Origin of the sequence: Paenibacillus albiflavus (assembly GCF_004344915.1) — a bacterium.
In the GTDB taxonomy this organism is placed as follows: domain Bacteria; phylum Bacillota; class Bacilli; order Paenibacillales; family NBRC-103111; genus Paenibacillus_AM; species Paenibacillus_AM albiflavus.
In genome coordinates this window covers 1-18,944 of the sequence record NZ_SKFG01000010.1, presented here as the reverse complement: position 1 = coordinate 18,944, position 18,944 = coordinate 1, and the positions used below count along the sequence as shown (strand labels likewise).

The window sequence follows — 18,944 nt, the reverse complement described above, 5'->3', positions numbered from 1 at the left end:
GTGATTGAATATTGAGTAGCTTTTTGGCTTTTCCAGTTGAGTTTATCCCTTTTGTATTATTAGTGCTGATGATTTCTTTATCCGTGCATGAATTTGCGCATGCTTATTCGGCAGATAAGTTCGGTGATCCGACCCCTAGAAGCATGGGACGTGTAACGCTTAACCCCATGCGTCATTTGGATGTTTTTGGTACACTTTTATTCGTAGTCGTTGGATTTGGTTGGGCTAAGCCTGTGCTTGTGAATCCTTCTAAGTTTCGTAAACCGAGGCTGATGAATGCGATTGTGTCCGTACTTGGACCCATTTCCAATCTTATATTAGGCTTTATTGGCATGGTTATTTTGTATGTCATGCTGAATACAGGTGTGATGAATAGCTGGTCTAAGGGTGCATCTGATGCAGTCATGGTGTTCCTGACGCTGTTTTACAACCTGAATATCCTTTTATTTATCTTAAATTTAATTCCGATCCCTCCGCTTGACGGATATCGGATTCTGGAGAGCATTCTACCTCCACGTATTATGGCAAAAATAAGACCATATGAGCAGTGGACCGTGTACATTCTGCTATTACTTGTCTTTATTCCACCACTTTACAAAGTGACTTTAGGTCCAATCTTTAGCTTAACGATACCGATCACCCATATGTTTGAGATGATCATAAGAGCAATTTTTCCCTTTTAGTTAAAGAGATGGATAGGTAGCTTTTCGTGGTTAAAAGTTGTAAGATGTTAGGGGCAAGTTCGAGATTTAGATGCTAAGCTTGATATAGTTCTGATAGAAATTGGTGAAAAAATGCAACGATATTTTATAGCTTCCAATCAATTTGGCGACCATAAAGTTACGATTACAGGTGACGATGCTCATCATCTTATCCGTGTTATGCGTGCAGAGATCGGTGATGAATGTATCTGTAGCGATGGAATAAGTAAAGAGGCGTTAGTGAAAATTACTGCAATCGATAAAGTGATTGTTGAAGCAGAGATTACCCAGCATCTTTCGATGACAGCTGAGCCTGCTGTTCAAGTCTGGGTTGCGCAATCCTTACCTAAGGCTGATAAAATGGAGCTTGTTATTCAAAAAGGTACGGAGATCGGGGCAACGGGATTTATTCCGTTCATCTCTGAGCGAACCGTTGTGCAGTATGATGCGAAGAAAGAAGCAAAGCGTGCGGAACGCTGGAATAAGATTGCGAAGGAAGCTGCCGAACAAGCACATCGCAATCGAATTCCTGCTATAGAATCGGTTCACAGCTGGAAACAGCTGCTAGCTTCTCTAAATGAATTCGATGCGGTATGGATTTGTTATGAGCAGGAAGGCGAACTCGGTTTTCGATCATTAGTACGCACTGCACTAGCGAATCAAGCAACCAAAGTATTATTGATCGTTGGACCAGAGGGGGGCTTTACAGCAGAAGAAGTACAGGCTGTTACTACTGCTGGAGGCAAATCCATATCCTTAGGACAAAGAATATTACGCACGGAGACGGCAGCGATGGTTGGACTAACGTGCATTCTATATGAATCTGGAGAAATGGGGGACAGTCATGAGTAAGATCGCATTCCACACACTAGGCTGCAAAGTGAATTTTTATGATACAGAAGCCATTTGGCAAATGTTTAAGAACGAAGGGTATGAACAGACAGATTTTGAACAAACGGCGGATGTATATGTCATTAATACATGTACAGTTACGAATACAGGCGATAAAAAAAGTCGTCAAATGATTCGCCGTGCCATTCGTCGCAATCCAGATGCGATTATCGCAGTTACAGGCTGCTATGCGCAAACTTCACCGGCTGAAATTCTAGCGATCCCTGGGGTCGATCTCGTGATTGGAACACAGGATCGCGATAAAATTGTACATTACGTGAATGAGATTCAAGCACAAAGACAGCCGATTAATGCGGTGCGCAACATTATGAAAACGCGCCAATTTGAAGAACTGGATGTGCCTGATTTTGCGGATCGTACACGTGCTTTTCTGAAGATTCAAGAGGGCTGCAACAATTTCTGTACCTTCTGTATTATTCCTTGGTCAAGAGGGCTAATGCGTTCTCGTGAGCCTGAAAGTGTTATTAAGCAAGCACGTATGCTTGTTGACGCAGGATACCAAGAAATTGTATTAACAGGGATTCATACAGGTGGCTACGGCGAGGATATTGAGAACTACTCGCTGGCTAAGCTGCTATGGGATCTGGATAAGGTCGAAGGCTTAAAGCGCATTCGTATTTCTTCGATTGAAGCTAGTCAGATTACCGATGAAGTGCTTGAAGTGCTTGGAGCTTCTGATAAAATGTGCCGTCACCTGCATATTCCATTGCAAGCAGGTCATGATGCTGTTTTGAAGCGTATGCGTCGTAAATATACGACAGCTGAATTTGCGAACAAAATTCAGCGTATTCGCGAGGCTCTTCCAGATGTCGGCATTACGACAGATATCATCGTTGGTTTCCCAGGAGAAACGGATGAGATGTTCGAAGAAGGTCTTAAGTTTATGGAAGAAGTGCAGTTCTCGGAAATGCATGTATTCCCGTATTCTAAGCGCACAGGTACGCCAGCAGCGCGTATGGAGGATCAAGTCGATGAAGAATTGAAGAACGCGCGTGTTCATCAAGTAATCGATCTATCTGAACGTATGCAGCTTGAATATGCGGAGCGATTTGTAGGCCAAGTGTTCGATGTTATTCCTGAGTTCACGACCAAAGGCGTTTCAGAATCTGGCAACTTAATTGGCTACTCCGATAATTATTTGCACTTGGCATTCCAGGGTAGCGCTGATCTAGCAGGCAAGTTGTGCCGTGTTAAAATGCTGGAAGCTGGTGTTAATGAATGTAAAGGCGAGCTGCTCGAAGTGATCGAGCAAGCGCCAATGGCTGTAAATATGTAACACATTATTGAGCATATGAGGATTTCATGACGCTTGCAGCGAAGTGAAATCCTTTCTTTGGTATTCTAAGGACAGTGAAACCGTTTCTTCTTAGTGATATAGCTATAGAGAGGATTGAGGCAAATGAAGGAAATTTCAGCAGGAGGCGTCGTCTATAACAGAGTCAATGGAAAGCTGCAAATCCAAATGATTCGTGACCGTTATCAGAAAATGACGCTAGCTAAAGGTAAAATGGAGCCTGGCGAAACGATCGAGCAGACGGCTTTGCGCGAAATTGAAGAAGAGACAGGCATTGTAGGACGCATAATCAAACACTTGGAAGATGTCAAGTATGAGTACACTCATCCTAGTGCTGGACCCGTGGATAAAGAAGTTAGCTATTATCTAGTTGAAGCCGTATCAGGCAGCTTGCAGCCACAAGTGGAGGAGATCAACCAAGTTGAATGGCTGACTCCAGAGGAAGCTTGGCAGCAGCAGCTTCAATCCGGTTATCGGAATAATGATTCCGTTCTTCGCCAAGGGCTGCTTGAACTGGGAGTAGAAGTTACCGATTAATTAAGTATAATAAACTACTTGGCTTGTAGTGGCGGATGCTTGATTCGTCGTATAAACGGTAGGTAGCATATGGGCAAGGCAAGCAGGGAGCATGCAACGTTGAAAATCGTCTGCGAACGCGCGATTTGCATGGCGGGCAGTTCGCTGAACCAAGCGGAGATCTGTGTGAGTTCCGTGATAAATGGAAGGAACAACAGCACGCCGCCAAAGTTAAGCGCGATGTGCGCCCATGCGACGAAGGTGGCAGCGCGCGTACCGCCGATGGAGGCGAGCCAGGCGGTGACGCAGGTGCCGATATTGGCGCCAAGCGTCACGGCTACGCCAAGCTCAGGCGAGAGGCTGCCTGAGGCGGCGAGCCCCATCGCGAGCGCGATCACCGCTGCGGAGGAGTGAATGAGCGCCGTCACGACGACACCGGCGATGACCGCCCACAGCAGGCCGCTGCCCGAGCGCTCGGCAAACCATGCAAACAGGCCCCGCGCCTCAAGGGCGGGTCCGATGCGTTGCATGGTTTGGATGCCGAGCAGCACGAGGGCGAAGCCTGCTGCAGAGGCAGAGCCGCAGCGCGCATGGTGCAGCCAACCGCCTGCGCGCTGCGCTGCGTTAGGCTCGCTGACGAGCAGCGTCGCCAGCCAGATGCTCGCCGCTCCAAGCAGCAGCGGCATGCCGATTCGCCCAAGGCTCGCACCGATCAGCTCGGTCGTCAGGCACGTACCGATGTTCGAGCCGAGGATAATTCCGAGTGTTTGCGAGAATCGCAGCACACCTGCATTGACAAAGCCGATCGTGATCACGGTGATCGCTGATGAGCTTTGCATAAGCGCGGTGAGCGCAGTACCTGCAACCATACCGCGTAGGGGTGTCTTGGTCAGGCGCTCCAACCATTTATTCAGAGATGGACCTGCCCATGCGTGCATTGCAAGCTCCATCATTTTCATCCCTAATAAGAATAAGGCAAGTCCAAACAGAATTGGAACGATAATCGCGTTAAACATGTTTAAACTCCTTTATCATTCGATTTGGTTTCTACTTGTACATTTATATGATTAAGCTTAGACAAGCATAACTAAACAATGAAGGAGATGCTCTATGCCAGAAGTATATTTACATAAAACGCGTAAGCGCAGACTAGAGGGCAGTCACCCTTGGATCTATGCATCCGAGATCGAACGTGTAGAAGGAAATCCTGAGCCGGGTGCGATGGTGTCTGTTCATAATCATGTTGGGATGTATTTAGCATCGGGCTACTATAATGCCAAATCCCAAATCACCGTACGGATAATGGGATATGAACCAATCGAAGATACGGATACCGCATTTTTCGTTGAGAGGTTTCAGCGCTGTCAGGCACATCGTGTGAGATTTGTAGCGGGTGAGAGCTCCTATCGTGTTGTTTTTGGTGAGGCGGATTTCCTACCTGGCCTCATCGTAGATAAGTTCGAAAATATTCTGGTCGTACAGATTCTCACACTTGGTATGGATGTTAGACGTCAGCAAATCGTTGACGCACTTGTGGAAGTATTTCAACCACAGGGAATTTATGAGCGCAGCGATGTGAGCATCCGTAAATTAGAAGGTCTTGAGGAAGTAAAGGGTGAGCTGTACGGAGATTGTCCGCAGCATGTGCAAGTTCTTGAGAATGGACTTAAGCTTGAGGTGGATATTATCGAGGGACAGAAGACAGGTTATTTCTTCGATCAACGGGAGAACCGCGCTGCGATAGAACCGCTAATGAAAGGCTGGGGGAAGCGCAGTGGCATTAACCTGCAAGAAGTGGATGCAGAGAATGGTGAGCGGCAGCTTCTTCCTGTAAATGCAAATGGCAAAGTCGTTACCTTCCCATTATGGGATGGTGCAACCGTGCTTGAATGCTTCTCGCACACTGGTTCTTTCACTTTAAATGCGTGCAAATATGGTGCCAAAAAGGTGACTTGCCTCGATATATCTGAGCATGCGATAGAGAGTGCAAGATGCAATGTTGAGCTTAATGGATTCGAGGATCGCGTGGAATTTGTAGTAGCTGATGCATTTGAGTATTTGCGTGAACAGGTCAAGGGTGTAGAGGAACGCAAACGTCGTGCGGATTCTGGCAGCGGTAAGATCGACACATCCAAGCCAATAGCCAGCAGCGGTCGATCATGGGATGTTGTTATCCTTGACCCACCAGCTTTTGCAAAGACGAGAGGCGCAGTCGAAGGTGCCTGTCGCGGATACAAGGATATTAATCTTCAGGGGATGAAGCTGGTGAATGAAGGCGGCTATTTGGTGACGGCTAGCTGTTCTTATCACATGAAGCCTGAGTTGTTCCTCGAAACGATTCATGCAGCTGCAACAGATGCACGTAAAGTCCTTAGACTCATTGATTTTCGAGCAGCAGGTAAAGATCATCCACGCATCTTAGGTGTTGATGAGGGCAACTACTTGAAGTTTGCGATTTTTGAAGTGCGAAGTAGAGATTAATAGAAGCTGGTCATGAAATGAAGGATTGCTCTATAAGCTTGTTTAAGCTTAGGAGCAGTCCTTTTTTGTATGCATTTAACATCAATAAACTGCTTTGAAATTGTAATTTTATATGGTAAATACCATTTATTTGTATATAGACTTTATTTATACATTTGATTAAAATGACCTATTGTCACCACATACAACCGAGAGGGGAACTAGATAATGAAGAAATGGTTACTAGGCGCAGTTGCTACTGTTGCAATCGTAGCAAGTATTCCGACAGCGGCATTCGCAGCTGAAGATACAGCAACAGCGGATAAGCTTGCAGCATATTATGCAGAGGATAGCTTGAATCACTGGGCAACAGCGGATTTGCATGATTTTATGCAAGGCGATATTTTGGCTGGTTATGAAAAGGACGGAGTTGTATCCGTGAAGCCAAACGGTGAGATTACGAGAGCTGAGTTCGTCGCAATCGTGCTTCGTGCGGCTGATGTGAAAACTGAAGCTAGCGATGTCAAGTTCACTGACGTTAAGAAAGGCGACTGGTTCTACGATTCCGTGGCAACAGCTAGCGCGCAAGGACTTATTTTTGGTGTAGGCGATAATCGCTTCGCTCCAAATGAGAAAATTACTCGCGCTGAGATTTCCGCTATTTTAAATCGTTTCTTCAAGGAAACTATCGACTTCACAGGTGAAGCGAAACAGTTCAATGATATTAAAGGACATTGGGCACAGCCTGATATTGAGAACATCAGCAAAGCAGACATCGTTGCAGGTTACAATAACAGCTTCAAACCGAACGACAATGCAACAAGAGCAGAAGCGAGCAGCATGATTCGTCGTGCATTGCACAAAGAAGTAAAGGCAGCCCCTGAGGAAAAAGATCTGATTGCTGTGACTGAAGGCTTCCATAAAGCGTCTATCGATCTACTTGCAGCTCAAAAGTTTGATGAACTGAAAGAACTGACTGATGCGAAAACAACAGGCTTCGCTCATGAAATGGGTCTATTTTCGATCGATGTTATGAAGTCCATGCTGAAAGAACTGGCTGAGGTATCCGAAGCGAAGGTAGAATTGAACGTTTCTGGCGATGCGGCTTACAAAGTTATCTTTGCGTCCGACCGTTATGCTGCAGTTGAGGTCAGTGGTCAAATGATGGAAACGAAAGTTACGATCGAAGATGAGTCCAAGTCAGAATCCTCATCCGTTGATGAAACATACTTGCTGCGCAAAGTAAACGGAGAATGGACAATTTACGGTGGGAATGATAGCTACAAAAAGTTTGTGGAACTAATGACTTAACACCAGAAGTAACACCAGAAGTAACACCAGAAGTAACACCTGAAGTTACTGAACAGAAGTAATTACTACCAAAAGGACACTGGACATCTAGTTCAGTGTCTCTTTGCGTTTAAAAGTGGAGACCGATAGATCTTGTTTAATCAAGTGATATCGTTTTTTTTGCAATTAAAATTTTGTAGTATAATTGAATTACATAGAACTTAAATTTTTCCAATTGCTTATGCGATAAATGACGTATGTTAAGATAGAGGTTACTTACTTATGAGGAAGGGAAGTCTGCCAAATGTCGGTCAAGTTTATCATTGGACGAGCTGGGAGCGGTAAAACGCGCTATTGCTTGGATGAAATACGTGAGCTGCTTCGGGAAGAGCCAGATGGCAGTCCGCTTGTTTTGCTCGTTCCACAGCAGGCAACACATCAAATGGAGCAAGAAATTGTATCTACTCCAGAACTTGGCGGGATGATTCGAGCACAGGCGCTTAGCTTCCATCGGTTAGCTCTTCGAGTGATGCAGGAAGAAGGCGGTACCGCTAGGGTACCAATTGATGAGATCGGAAAGCAATTATTGCTGCATCGTGTCCTGCATGAACGGCAGCATGATCTTGGATTCTTCAAAGGAACTTATCATCAACCGGGGATAAGAGAACGGATGGGAAAGTTGTTTACCGAGTGGAAACGCTATGCGATGCTGCCTGAGGTGCTGCAAGAACGCGTAGAAAATAGCCAAGAAGCCAAAACTTTCTCACCAGTTCTGGATCAGAAGATAAACGATTTAACGCTGGTTTATGGCGATTTTGAGAAGCGTTTAGCAGAGCAATACTTGGACGGTGAAGATATTCTGACGCTTATGACGGAGCAAATAGGCAGTTCAGAATGGTTGAAGTCAGCGCGTATATGGATTGACGGGTTCCATGGCTTTACACCACAGGAGATGGCTGTTGTGGAGCGATTAATGATCAGGTGCGAGCATGTGACGATTACTTTCACGCTTGATCGTTCTTATGATGCCAAAGATACCCTTGATGAGCTGGAGCTGTTTCATCCACCTGCAAGAACTATGCAGGAGTTGAGGAGAAGGCTTGCAGAAATCGGTCTGCCAGAAGGAACTGTCGTACAGTTATCGGATAAGGAGCAGCATCGATTCACCTCGAGTCCAATCCTCGGAGCACTTGAGAAGCATTATGGACAAGCAGGAAGCGGCAAACGATACGTTTATCGCACGGACAAGCAGACACGTATTTCGGGAGATGGCGACTTGCCATCTGATGAGCGTCACCAGCTGATTCTTGCAGCAGCAGCGAATCGAAGAGCAGAAGTGGATGGCGTATGTAGAGAAATGCTGAGGCTCGCACGTGAGGAAGGCATTAGATGGCGCGATATTGCGGTCATGGTTCGGAACATGGAGGATTATGGCGATCTGCTATCGACGGCTTTAACCGATTATGGCATTCCATTCTTTCTGGACCACAAAAGATCCGTGCTGCATCATCCGCTGATTGAATTCATCCGTTCAGCCGTTGAAGTAATTTTGCATAATTGGCATTATGATGCTGTGTTTCGCTGTGCCAAAACAGATTTTCTGCTTCCATGGGGAACGGATCAAGAAGAACGTGTACTCAGACGAGAAATCGATCTATTAGAAAATTATGTGCTTGCATTCGGGATCAAGGGCAGCAAGTGGACAAGTGATAAAGTGTGGACTTATCGGGAGCGTATGTCGCTTGATGGAGATGAGGCTGTCAATTCGGCAGAGGAAGCGCATCAGCAGCGCATCCTTAAAGCTCGTAGTTGGATTGCAGGACCTTTGGGGAAATTCGCAAATGAGATTAAGCAGGCTCAGAATGTTCAAGCACAAGTGCAAGCTCTTTATGAGTTTCTTGTGCTCGTACATGCGCCTGAACGTCTCGAATATTGGAGTGTACTATGCGCCGAGGAAGGAAAGCCTGAGAAATCCAAAGAGCATATGCAAATGTGGAATCGCGTTATGGATGTGCTCGATCAGCTAGTTGAAATGTTAGGCGACGAAACGTTATCTACGGATCTATTTGCTTCTTTGCTCGATACAGGATTTGAAAGCATTTCGATGGGGCTTGTTCCACCATCACTGGATGAGGTGCTCATTGGTACACCTGATCGGACGAGATCAGGAGCGGTGACACATGCATTTATTCTAGGTGTGAATGAAGGTGTGATCCCGCAGAGGCTAACAGAGGACGGGCTTCTCTCGGAACGAGAGCGAGAGATGCTTGTGCTGTCAGGTGTGAATATGGCGGAAAGTGCAAGAAGAAAGCTGTTGGATGAGCCATTCATTATATATAACGCACTTGCGACACCTAGTTCATGTTTATGGCTAAGTTATCCCCTTGCTGATGAAGAGGGGAAAGGACTGCTGCCATCCGAAATCATTAGACGTATTCGTCGAATGTTTCCTGATGTGCCTATGCGGCAAATTGCTGCAGAGCCAGCGTCAACGATGTCGGAAGACGAGCAATTGTCTTATATCGTGCATCCGAAACAAGCCTATGCTTATCTGAACGTTCAACTCAAGCGGGCTGTTTCCAATGAACCGATTTATGAGATGTGGTGGCATGTATATAACTGGCTGCATAGTCAAGAAGGCTGGCAGACCCAATTAAGTTCGTTAGTCAAGGCGCTGCAATTCGATAACCACGAGTCGGATATGAATTTCGAGATTAGCAGGGGCTTGTATGGCGATCATCTGCTAGCAAGTGTATCGAGGATGGAGCGATTTGCATCATGTCCGTTCTCCCATTTCGTTTCGCACGGTTTACGATTGAAGGAACGACGCATTTTTGCTTTAGAGGCTCCGGATATTGGGCAATTGTTCCATGCGGCACTAAGCGAATTTGCTCAAGGTTTAATGCGAGATGGGATGGATTGGGGACAACTATCGACCGATGATTGCAGGCTGCGTTCCGATCAGGTAGTAGAAGCGCTGATACCTAAGCTGCCTGGCGAAATTCTGCTCAGTACACAGCGCTATCGCCATGTTGCGCACAAGCTGCGTGATGTTATTGGTCGTGCGTCGATCATGCTGTCTGAGCATTCCAGACAAGGCGATTTTAAGCCATTAGCGACTGAACTTGATTTTGGACCTGATCAAACATTGCCATCGCTGCGTTTCCAGCTAGATAATGGGACAATTATGGAAATTATCGGTAGAATCGATCGCGTAGATCGCGCGGATACGGAAGATGGACCTGTCCTTAGAGTGATCGATTATAAGTCATCTTCAACGGCTTTAGATTTATCTGAGGTGTATTATGGCGTTTCGCTGCAAATGTTAACGTACCTCGATGTGGTCATAACGCATTCTGAGGAATGGTTAGGCTCCATTGCTAGACCAGCAGGTGTGCTTTACTTCCATGTGCATGACCCGATTCTCCTTAACAAGAATAAACCATCGCCTGAGAAAGCTGCGCAAGATTTGCGCAAGAGCTTTAAAATGAAGGGCTTATTAAATGCTGACTCAAACATTATCAGTTTAATGGATCGTTCGCTAAGTGACGGAACAGGTAAATCAGAATGGCTCCCTGTTGGTTATACGAAGGATGGAGGCTTCCGTAAGGATGCTTTCGTTGCGACGGATCTCGAGTGGAAGCAAATGCGAAAGTTCGTCCGAGGTCAAATCAAACGGATCGGTACGGGGATTACGGATGGACAAGTACAGATTAATCCGTATCGTATGGGTTACCAGACCGCATGCAGTCAATGCTCTTATAAAGCTGTATGTCAATTTGAACCCGGGTTTGCAGGTAACGGGTACCAATCATGGCGCAAATTAAATCGAGATGTCATTAACGCCGCATTCACGCATGCGGACGATAACGGGCTGTAGAGGGGAGCGGAAACGATGATAGAACAAACGAATCTAACGGGATCACTCCTCAAAACAGCCAAACCTGCGGATAGTACTTGGACAGACGAGCAATGGGATGCAATCAGCTTGCATGGGAACAACATGCTTGTTGCTGCGGCTGCAGGTTCAGGTAAAACAGCAGTGCTCGTCGAGCGGATCATTCGCCGTATTTCGGATGTTACTGTACCAGTCGATGTGGATCGATTGTTAGTGGCGACTTTTACCAAAGCAGCAGCGGCTGAAATGAAGGAAAGAATTAGGGAAGCCTTGCAGCAGAAGCTGGAAGAAGATCCTGAGTCCACTCATTTACGCAAACAGCTCGCGTTAATGGGACGAGCATCTGTGACGACGCTGCATTCCTTCTGTATGGAGATTATTCAGCGTTATTATACACTCATTGGACTTGATCCTGGCTTTCGAATCGCCAATGAGACAGAGAATGAGTTGTTGAAGCAGGAAACGCTTGAAATGATGCTTGAGGAGCATTATGAGCAGAGTGAAGAGAATTCGACATTCTGGCAATTAATCGAGAGCTTTGGCAATAATCGTGGGGATGGTCCGCTAATAGCTATTATTCTGCAACTTTATGAGTTGTCCCGAAGTCAGCCTTGGCCGGGCCACTGGCTGTTGCAAACAGCAGCTAAATTTAGTGTTGCGCAGAGTGCCCAGGATGAAGAACAACCGTTGTATTATTGGCAGCAGCGTTTGCTAGCCTCCATTAAATTGGAAATACAGGGAGCAGTTGATTTATTAGCTCAAGCGATTCGAATTGCAGAGCTGCCATTCGGACCTGAGCCTTATATGGAGACTTTGCGTGAAGAGTTGCGTGAAGTTGAAGATTTAGTGAGATATGCGGATCAATCATGGTCAGACCTGCATACTGCGATCGTATCGATTCCAAGCCGAAGACTTAAGGCATGTCGTGGAGATGGGTTCGACAGTGAGCTTAAAGATCAAGCATCTTCTCTGCGCAAGAAATCCAAGGAAATGATAGATAAGCTGCGTGTGGAATTGTTCGGGCGAACAGAAGCTGAGTTTATGGAAGAAATTCATAAGCTTGAGCCGATGATGCATTTGCTTGTTAAGCTCGTCATCCAGTTTGCAGATCGATTTGCAGAAGCTAAGTCTAGTAAGGGATTGCTTGATTTTGGCGATTTGGAGCATTATGCTTTAGCGATCTTGCGGCATGCAGATTCGACACCTGAGCGGGTGATTCCTTCACAGGCTGCGCTTGATTACCAGGAGCATTATGTTGAAGTGCTTGTCGACGAATATCAAGATACGAACAAGGTGCAGGAAGCGATCCTCGAGCTGATTTCATCTCAGACAACAGGTAATCGATTCATGGTGGGCGACGTTAAACAGAGTATCTATAAGTTCAGACTAGCTGACCCAGGGCTATTCATGGATAAATATAAGGCGTATTCTGCGGATGGCGCGGCAATCGGCCGCAAAATCGATTTGGCACGCAACTTCCGCTCAAGACAAGAAGTTGTGCAGGCGGTCAATTATATTTTCCGTCAAATATTGAATGAGCGTGTAGGGGAACTGGACTACAACGCTGATGCCGAATTGAAATTTGGTTCCAAGTATTATCCCGAGACAGCACAGGATTATGCTGCTGAAGTTATTCTAATTGATCGGTCAGGTACGGGTTCTGAGCAGTCAACTGATGCTGAAGAACTTGAGACGATGGATCAGACAAGCAGTGAAGACATACCTGAAAGTGAATCAGATGAACGAACAGAAGACGGTCTAATTGCCGAGATGGAAGAGCTGAAGGCCGCTCAGGCAGAGGCAAGAGCGATTGGACGGCAAATTGCTGAGCTGATGGGCAGAACAGGCCAACCACCTTTTGCTGTATACGATAAACGCTCGGGAGGAAGTAGACCTGTGGAATATCGGGATATCGTTATTCTGCTTCGGGCAACCTCGAGCTGGGCGCCCACTTTTGTAGAAGAGCTGCAGCGTCTCGGTATTCCAGCATATGCAGATTTAAGTACAGGTTATTTCTCCGCAACAGAAGTGAGCATGATCATGTCGCTCCTCAAAATTATCGATAATCCGTATCAGGATGTGCCACTTGCTGCTGTGCTTCGTTCACCTATTGTTGGCTTATCGGCGAACGAGCTGGCGCAAATTCGGATATTGGGCGGGATAAGAGGCAGTTATTTTGATGCACTTCGCAATGCTGCTGCAGCGGAGGAAGTCATTGATTCGGATACGGCTCAGCCTATCAATTCTGTTCTATTATTGAAAATAAATAAGTTTCTGGATGATCTACATGGATGGCGGACAGACGCCAGACAAGGCTCGCTTGCAGAGCTGATCTGGCAAATTTATCGTTCGACAGGTATTTATGATTACGTGGGCGGACTTCCTCAGGGTGAACAGCGTCAAGCGAATTTAAGAGCGCTGTATGACCGTGCTAGGCAGTATGAGAGTACATCGCTTCGTGGTCTGTTCCGCTTTTTACGCTTTATCGAACGGATGCAGCAGAGTGGTGGGGATTTGGGAACGGCAAGATCGCTTGGGGAAGGCGAAGATACAGTCAGATTAATGTCGATTCACAAAAGTAAAGGTCTAGAGTTCCCTATCGTATTCGTTGCTGGAATGGGTAAAGGATTCAACCAAACGGATGTTAGAGGATCATTCCTTGTTCATAAGGATATGGGCTTTGGACCACGCTTTGTTGAGACTGAGCTTAACGCGACTTATCCGACCTTGCCACAGCTCGCGATACGGAGGCAAATGAAGCAGGAAGCACTTGCTGAGGAGCTGCGAATTCTTTATGTCGCATTGACACGTGCTCGTGAGAAGTTGTATCTGGTCGGTGCTGTTAAAGATGCCAACAAACTGATTGCAAGTTGGGGGCGCCTAACAGAGCACAAGGCTTGGGGTTTGCCTGATTATGAGTTGATTCGCGCTTCAAACTATTTGGATTGGCTTGGTCCAGCGCTTATTCGTCATCGTCAAGCTGAAGAATGGCGTGTAATGGCAGGAGCTTCACCTGTAGAGGAGCTTAATGAGGTTGTAGCGGATCTCTCTAAATGGAGGTTCAAGGTTATAGCGAGCTCAGCATTGCAGGAGCAAGTCGAGATAACCGTGGAGACGATCTCAGAAGAAGAACGATTAGTCGCTGTTCGCGAGGGAAGACAAATCCAATTGCCTAATCAAGAAAAGTATCCAGATTTGATCCGAACATTAGAATGGCAGTATCCAAGCATAGGTGCCAGTCAAGTTTCAAGTAAAACGAGTGTATCCGAAATGAAGCGTTTGGCCGACAGGCAGAAGCTTATACTGGAACAAGCGGAGCCATTAGAACATGCCGTAGCTAGAAGCTCTGCTTTGCTGCGTAGACCTCGGTTTATGGAGGAGAAGAAGCTGATGCCAGCAGAGCGAGGAACTCTTTATCATGCTGTTATGCAGAATATCCCGCTTGGCAGCGTGCCGAGAGAAGAGATCATTGCAGCTACGGTTGATCGAATGATTGCTCGTGAGCTAATGACCAGTACTCAATCAAGTGCAATTGATCCAGCCGTCATTCATTCGTTCTTCGATACAGAGCTTGGGCGTAGATTGGCTGTTGCTCCTAAAGTACAGCGCGAGGTGCCGTTTTCTTATGGCCTTCGTGCGGGCGACGTTCATGAGAACCTAGACAAGCATACAGCGGACGATAAAATTCTGATCCAAGGGGTTATCGATTGTTTGTTTGAAGACGAGAAGGGGCTTGTTCTCATTGACTATAAAACAGATCGGGTCTATGGATTTACGAACGAGCAGTTAAAAGAGCGTTATATGACGCAGATCGATTTGTATACGAAGGCTGTAAGTCATATTTATCGTAGACCGATCGATGAACAATATGTGTTTTATTTTGACAATGCGCTGCTCATTCGGATGAATCGTGAGGAAGAAGATTAGGAAGAAGGGAGACTTGAGGCGATGCGCATTTTGCATACGGCTGATTGGCATTTAGGCCGATCATTAGAGGGGCGTTCTAGACTTGGGGAGCAAGCTGATTTCTTGCAGGAGCTTCAAGCTATTGTGCGTGATCAAGAAATCGATATGGTTCTTGTGGCAGGTGATATCTATGACTCTGTGAATCCGCCTGCTGCTGCAGAGGAAATGTTCTATGATAGCCTTGCGGAGCTTGCAGAAGGCGGCAAAAGACATGTTGTGGTCATCTCGGGCAATCATGATCATCCTGATCGTCTTGCTGCATCAGGTCCACTAGCTAAGAAACAAGGGATTACGCTGATCGGATTGCCTACTGCGAATCGGTATTCTTTCCAAATTCCACGAACCAACGAGCTTGCGAAATTATTCGCATTGCCTTATCCATCGGAAGCGCGTCTGCGTGAGCTGTTAATGAACGAAGGGGATGAAGCACAGCTTCGCAGTGCCTATTCGGATCGAGTTGCACAGCTGCTTAAGCAAGGGACGAGCGATTTTGGTAATGATTCGGTTAATCTGGTGATGAGTCACTTATATGCACTAGGAGGAGCAGAATCGGAATCTGAACGCCCTATTCAAGTTGGGGGAGCGTATACGGTTGACGTATCTGCGTTTGATGTGCCTGCGCAATATGCTGCGCTTGGACACTTGCATCGTCCGCAGATGCTTAAAGCTCCAATTCCTGTACGGTATTGCGGTTCTCCCCTTGCGTATTCATTCTCGGAAGCGGGTCAAGCGAAGTCGGTATCGATTGTTGAGTTGCAACCAGGTGAAGCTGTTCGTGAGGGTAAGCTTCGATTGGAAGAGATTTATTTAAGCAGTGGAAGACCGCTAGTGAGGTGGCAAGCGAAGGATGGCATTGCACAAATGTGGTCGTGGATTGAAGAAGGCAAGGATGTCAATGCTTGGATTGATGCAGAGGTCCATTTGTCGGAATCCTTATCGATGGAAGAAATTCAACGTTTACGCAAAGCACGAGACGGATTTGTGCATATCAGGCCAATCTATCCCGAGATGGAAGCGCAGCAAACCGAGATCCGCATGGGCACTATGTCGATGGACGAGCTGTTTCGACGTTTTTATAACAGGCAGACTGGAGGAGCAGAGCCTGAGCCGGAATTAACGCAATTGTTCCTGGAGCTTTTGAATGAAGGGGAAGAGGAGCAAGCAGATGAAGCTGGTGAGCCTGCCGTATCACAGTTTGGAGGTGGAGCTGTATGAAGCCGATAAACTTAAAGATGGCAGGTCTCCAAAGCTATCGGGAAGAGCAGGAGATCGATTTTACCAAGTTATGCGATGCAGGTGTTTTCGGTATTTTTGGACCGACGGGCAGCGGTAAATCGACGATACTCGATGCCATCACCCTTGCTTTGTTCGGCAGAGTGGAGCGGGCATCAGGTGGTACACAAGGCATTATGAATCAGGCGGAGAATAAGCTTAGCGTTGCTTTTACCTTTGAGCTGACAGGTGCGCATGGTACTTTGCGATATGCAATTGAACGGCAGTTCAAGCGGAATTCGGATGTATCTGTGAATAATACCGTATCTAGGCTGATTCAAATTAATGCTGATGATGAGAAAATCGTGCTGGCGGATAAAGCGAATGAAGTGACAGCGGAAGTACAGCAGATACTTGGTTTAAACATGGCAGACTTCACACGCGCTGTTGTATTGCCGCAAGGGAAGTTTGCTGAGTTCTTGCTGTTAGCGGGCAAAGAGCGTCGTGCCATGCTGCAAAGGTTGTTTCACTTGGAACGATACGGGGATCAGCTAAGCATAAAGGTGAATTCGAAGCTGAAGGCGACGGATTCTTTATTAACGGCAATCGTAGCAGAACAAGCAGGGCTGGGAGACGCTTCTGAGTCTGCGCTTGTGCAGGCAAGATCAGAGGCTGCTGAATGTAATCAATTAGCAGAGTCAGCGCGCAGCCTATTAACAGTTAAGCAGCAAGCGGTCGCAGCTTATAAAGAAGTGGTCGATTTGCAAATGGAATCGGATAAGCTGCATACGGAGCTTGCAGAAATAACCCAGCTTGAACAAGAAATCGCTGAATTAGAGTCACGTATAAAGCTTGCGGAACGTGCGGAGAGAGTGCGCCCTTATTTGGAAGAATGGGAATCCGCTGCCAGATTAGATCAAGAAAAACGCGAGAACTTCCAGCAGGCTGAGAAAGCGATTGAAAATTCTACAGAGAGGCTGAATCAGTCGCAGTCAGAATTCGATACTGCGCATCAAGCTTTGCAATCTGACGAAGAACGACTCATCACTCGAATTGAGATGCTGAAAGCCGCACTTGATTTACAGAAACAGATTGCAATGGAAGAAGCAGAGGCAAGTAAGCTTAAGGCACGTTCAGAACTGACGTTCGCAGAGCTTAAGCAAGCCGAACTGACACATAAACAAGCTGGTGAACGTAAAGAAAAGGCTTTGCTGCTGCAAGCGGATCTCCAGAACAAGTTAAAAGCTGCTTCTGTTTCGATTGAACAAAGGCAGAAGATTAAAGAAGGAACTGCCATTGCGAATGATATTAACGCCTCGCAGCGTCAATTGAAAGAGCTTGAGCAGGAAGCTGCTAGGAGTAAATCGGGATTAGCGACATGGAAAAATAAACGAACTCAGATGGATGGTCAGTTAACAGACCTCAGAGAGGAATATCGTGATTTAGCGTTCGCATTTGCTAACCTTAAAGAGCAGAATCTATTTATTGAGCGGAGTGCTCGAAGGTCAGAGCAGATTTTCGATCAGATTCTGCTTCAGCTTAAGCAGTTAAGAGATAAACATGAACGTGCAAGTCTAGCAGTTAGCTTGGCTAAGCAATTGCAATCGGGTGAAGCGTGTCCTGTTTGCGGTTCATGCGAGCATCCAGCATTAGCTGATCATTATTCAGACGTTCATGAGCAAGCAGAGCATGAGCTAGAACTTGCTTGGTCTGAACTGATGGAGCGATGTGAGCAATCGCTAAGTCATAGTCGTTCCTTGTTGATGGAGCATAAGGGAATATCCATTCGAACTTCAGCTTTGGAACAAACAATACAGGTATATGGTGCTGCCATTGAAGCAGAGGGACAAGGGCGGGAGAGTTACACAGAAATCGCAGCCGTAAGCGGGAAGCTAACATTGGCTGATGATAGCAGCGAACTGTCAGATCTCATTATAGATTCAACAATAGATGAAGCGCTTAGTACAGCTTTAACGTATTTAACTGAAAGTTACCATACCGAACTGAGTGCTCTCCAGCAGCTTCAATCCAGAATGAGGGAGAATGATGATCGGTTTCTGGAGCTGGAAACACTAGTTTCAAATCGCTCTAAGCAAGTCCGTGAGTTTGAACTTGAGTTGCGAGATTGTATTTCGCAGGAACGAATGCTGATCGAGCAACAGGTGATCTATGAGACGAAGCTTGGCGAGCTTACAGCACAGCTTGAATCTCATCAATCAGCGTGGGTAAAGCTATTTGGGCAAGAGGAGCTTTCCTCCCTGGAAATAGAAGCAGCCGCGCTGGAACAGCAAGATCGTACAGCGGATGAACTTCGTGAACGAATTGAGAAGAGCGGACCTATCCTTGAAGGGATGCAGGCAGAGCTTGAACGGCTTCGTCAGCAGGTGGAGCTGCTGCAGCGCGATCACCTGCTGCTGACTTCCCAGGCGAGCGGTGCAGCTGAGCGAGCTGCCGCGCAGCTTAAGACGCTACGCTCGCGGGTGGGAGATGAGCCTGTTGAAGGGCTCATCTCAGCGGCTACGGCAGCGCTAGGTGCGCTGCGCGAGCGGGTTCATGCGGCTCGCACGGCGCATGAAGACGCGCGAGCTGCTCATGCCGCTGCCGCGGAGCGGCGCAGCGCCGCTGCCGAAGGCGCAAGCGCGGCTGCACGCGCGCTGACGAGCGCTGAGCGCCGCTTGCGCGAGGCGCTCGAAGC

Annotated in this window: 11 protein-coding genes; 10 read left to right on the top strand and 1 reads right to left on the bottom strand. The window is 46.8% G+C overall.

Annotation, left to right across the window (positions count from 1 at the left end; translation table 11 throughout):
- Positions 1-11: 11 nt before the first annotated feature.
- The 4 genes from E0485_RS11125 to E0485_RS11110 all read left to right on the top strand — a co-directional run bounded on the left by E0485_RS11125 (position 12) and on the right by E0485_RS11110 (position 3,444).
- Positions 12-683: a site-2 protease family protein gene (locus E0485_RS11125; protein WP_328591306.1), complete on the top strand. Its 672-nt coding sequence runs from the start codon at positions 12-14 to the stop codon at positions 681-683.
- A 111-nt stretch (positions 684-794) separates the two neighbouring features.
- Positions 795-1,553: a 16S rRNA (uracil(1498)-N(3))-methyltransferase gene (locus E0485_RS11120; protein ID WP_132418121.1), complete on the top strand. Its 759-nt coding sequence runs from the start codon at positions 795-797 to the stop codon at positions 1,551-1,553.
- The gene (mtaB, locus tag E0485_RS11115; protein WP_132418120.1) at positions 1,546-2,889 is read left to right on the top strand and encodes a tRNA (N(6)-L-threonylcarbamoyladenosine(37)-C(2))-methylthiotransferase MtaB; all 1,344 of its coding nucleotides are present in this window, start codon (positions 1,546-1,548) and stop codon (positions 2,887-2,889) included. The genes E0485_RS11120 and mtaB overlap by 8 nt, the downstream gene beginning before the upstream one ends.
- Positions 2,890-3,012: 123 nt before the next feature.
- Positions 3,013-3,444, top strand: coding sequence for an NUDIX hydrolase (locus E0485_RS11110; RefSeq protein ID WP_132418119.1), 432 nt, complete (start codon positions 3,013-3,015; stop codon positions 3,442-3,444).
- Positions 3,445-3,458: 14 nt separating this feature from the next.
- On the opposite strand, the gene E0485_RS11105 is transcribed toward E0485_RS11110, so the two are convergent.
- Positions 3,459-4,439, bottom strand: coding sequence for a Na/Pi cotransporter family protein (locus E0485_RS11105; protein WP_132418118.1), 981 nt, complete (start codon positions 4,437-4,439; stop codon positions 3,459-3,461).
- A gap of 94 nt (positions 4,440-4,533) precedes the next feature.
- Here E0485_RS11105 and E0485_RS11100 point away from each other — a divergent pair, with 94 nt between their 5' ends.
- From E0485_RS11100 to E0485_RS11075, 6 genes are all read left to right on the top strand, one after another.
- On the top strand, positions 4,534-5,904 hold the full coding sequence (locus tag E0485_RS11100) for a class I SAM-dependent rRNA methyltransferase (RefSeq protein ID WP_132418117.1): 1,371 nt from the start codon (positions 4,534-4,536) through the stop codon (positions 5,902-5,904).
- Positions 5,905-6,111: 207 nt separating this feature from the next.
- On the top strand, positions 6,112-7,194 hold the full coding sequence (locus E0485_RS11095) for an S-layer homology domain-containing protein (protein ID WP_132418116.1): 1,083 nt from the start codon (positions 6,112-6,114) through the stop codon (positions 7,192-7,194).
- A 283-nt stretch (positions 7,195-7,477) separates the two neighbouring features.
- A complete protein-coding gene (gene addB, locus E0485_RS11090; RefSeq protein WP_132418115.1) occupies positions 7,478-11,053 on the top strand; it encodes a helicase-exonuclease AddAB subunit AddB in 3,576 nt (1,191 codons plus the stop codon).
- A 15-nt stretch (positions 11,054-11,068) separates the two neighbouring features.
- Positions 11,069-14,998, top strand: coding sequence for a helicase-exonuclease AddAB subunit AddA (addA, locus tag E0485_RS11085; protein WP_132418114.1), 3,930 nt, complete (start codon positions 11,069-11,071; stop codon positions 14,996-14,998).
- A gap of 21 nt (positions 14,999-15,019) precedes the next feature.
- Positions 15,020-16,252, top strand: a complete 1,233-nt coding sequence (locus E0485_RS11080; RefSeq protein WP_132418113.1) for an exonuclease SbcCD subunit D — start codon at positions 15,020-15,022, stop codon at positions 16,250-16,252.
- The coding region (locus E0485_RS11075; protein WP_132418112.1) for an AAA family ATPase at positions 16,249-18,944 on the top strand (2,696 nt) is incomplete at its 3' end. The genes E0485_RS11080 and E0485_RS11075, both read left to right, overlap by 4 nt.

Coding starts and splice junctions, on each gene's coding strand:
- E0485_RS11120 (WP_132418121.1), top strand. CDS start 795: ATGCAACGATATTTTATAGCTTCCAATCAATTTGGCGACCATAAAGTT.
- mtaB (WP_132418120.1), top strand. CDS start 1,546: ATGAGTAAGATCGCATTCCACACACTAGGCTGCAAAGTGAATTTTTAT.
- E0485_RS11110 (WP_132418119.1), top strand. CDS start 3,013: ATGAAGGAAATTTCAGCAGGAGGCGTCGTCTATAACAGAGTCAATGGA.
- E0485_RS11105 (WP_132418118.1), bottom strand. CDS start 4,439: ATGTTTAACGCGATTATCGTTCCAATTCTGTTTGGACTTGCCTTATTC.
- E0485_RS11100 (WP_132418117.1), top strand. CDS start 4,534: ATGCCAGAAGTATATTTACATAAAACGCGTAAGCGCAGACTAGAGGGC.
- E0485_RS11095 (WP_132418116.1), top strand. CDS start 6,112: ATGAAGAAATGGTTACTAGGCGCAGTTGCTACTGTTGCAATCGTAGCA.
- addB (WP_132418115.1), top strand. CDS start 7,478: ATGTCGGTCAAGTTTATCATTGGACGAGCTGGGAGCGGTAAAACGCGC.
- addA (WP_132418114.1), top strand. CDS start 11,069: ATGATAGAACAAACGAATCTAACGGGATCACTCCTCAAAACAGCCAAA.
- E0485_RS11080 (WP_132418113.1), top strand. CDS start 15,020: ATGCGCATTTTGCATACGGCTGATTGGCATTTAGGCCGATCATTAGAG.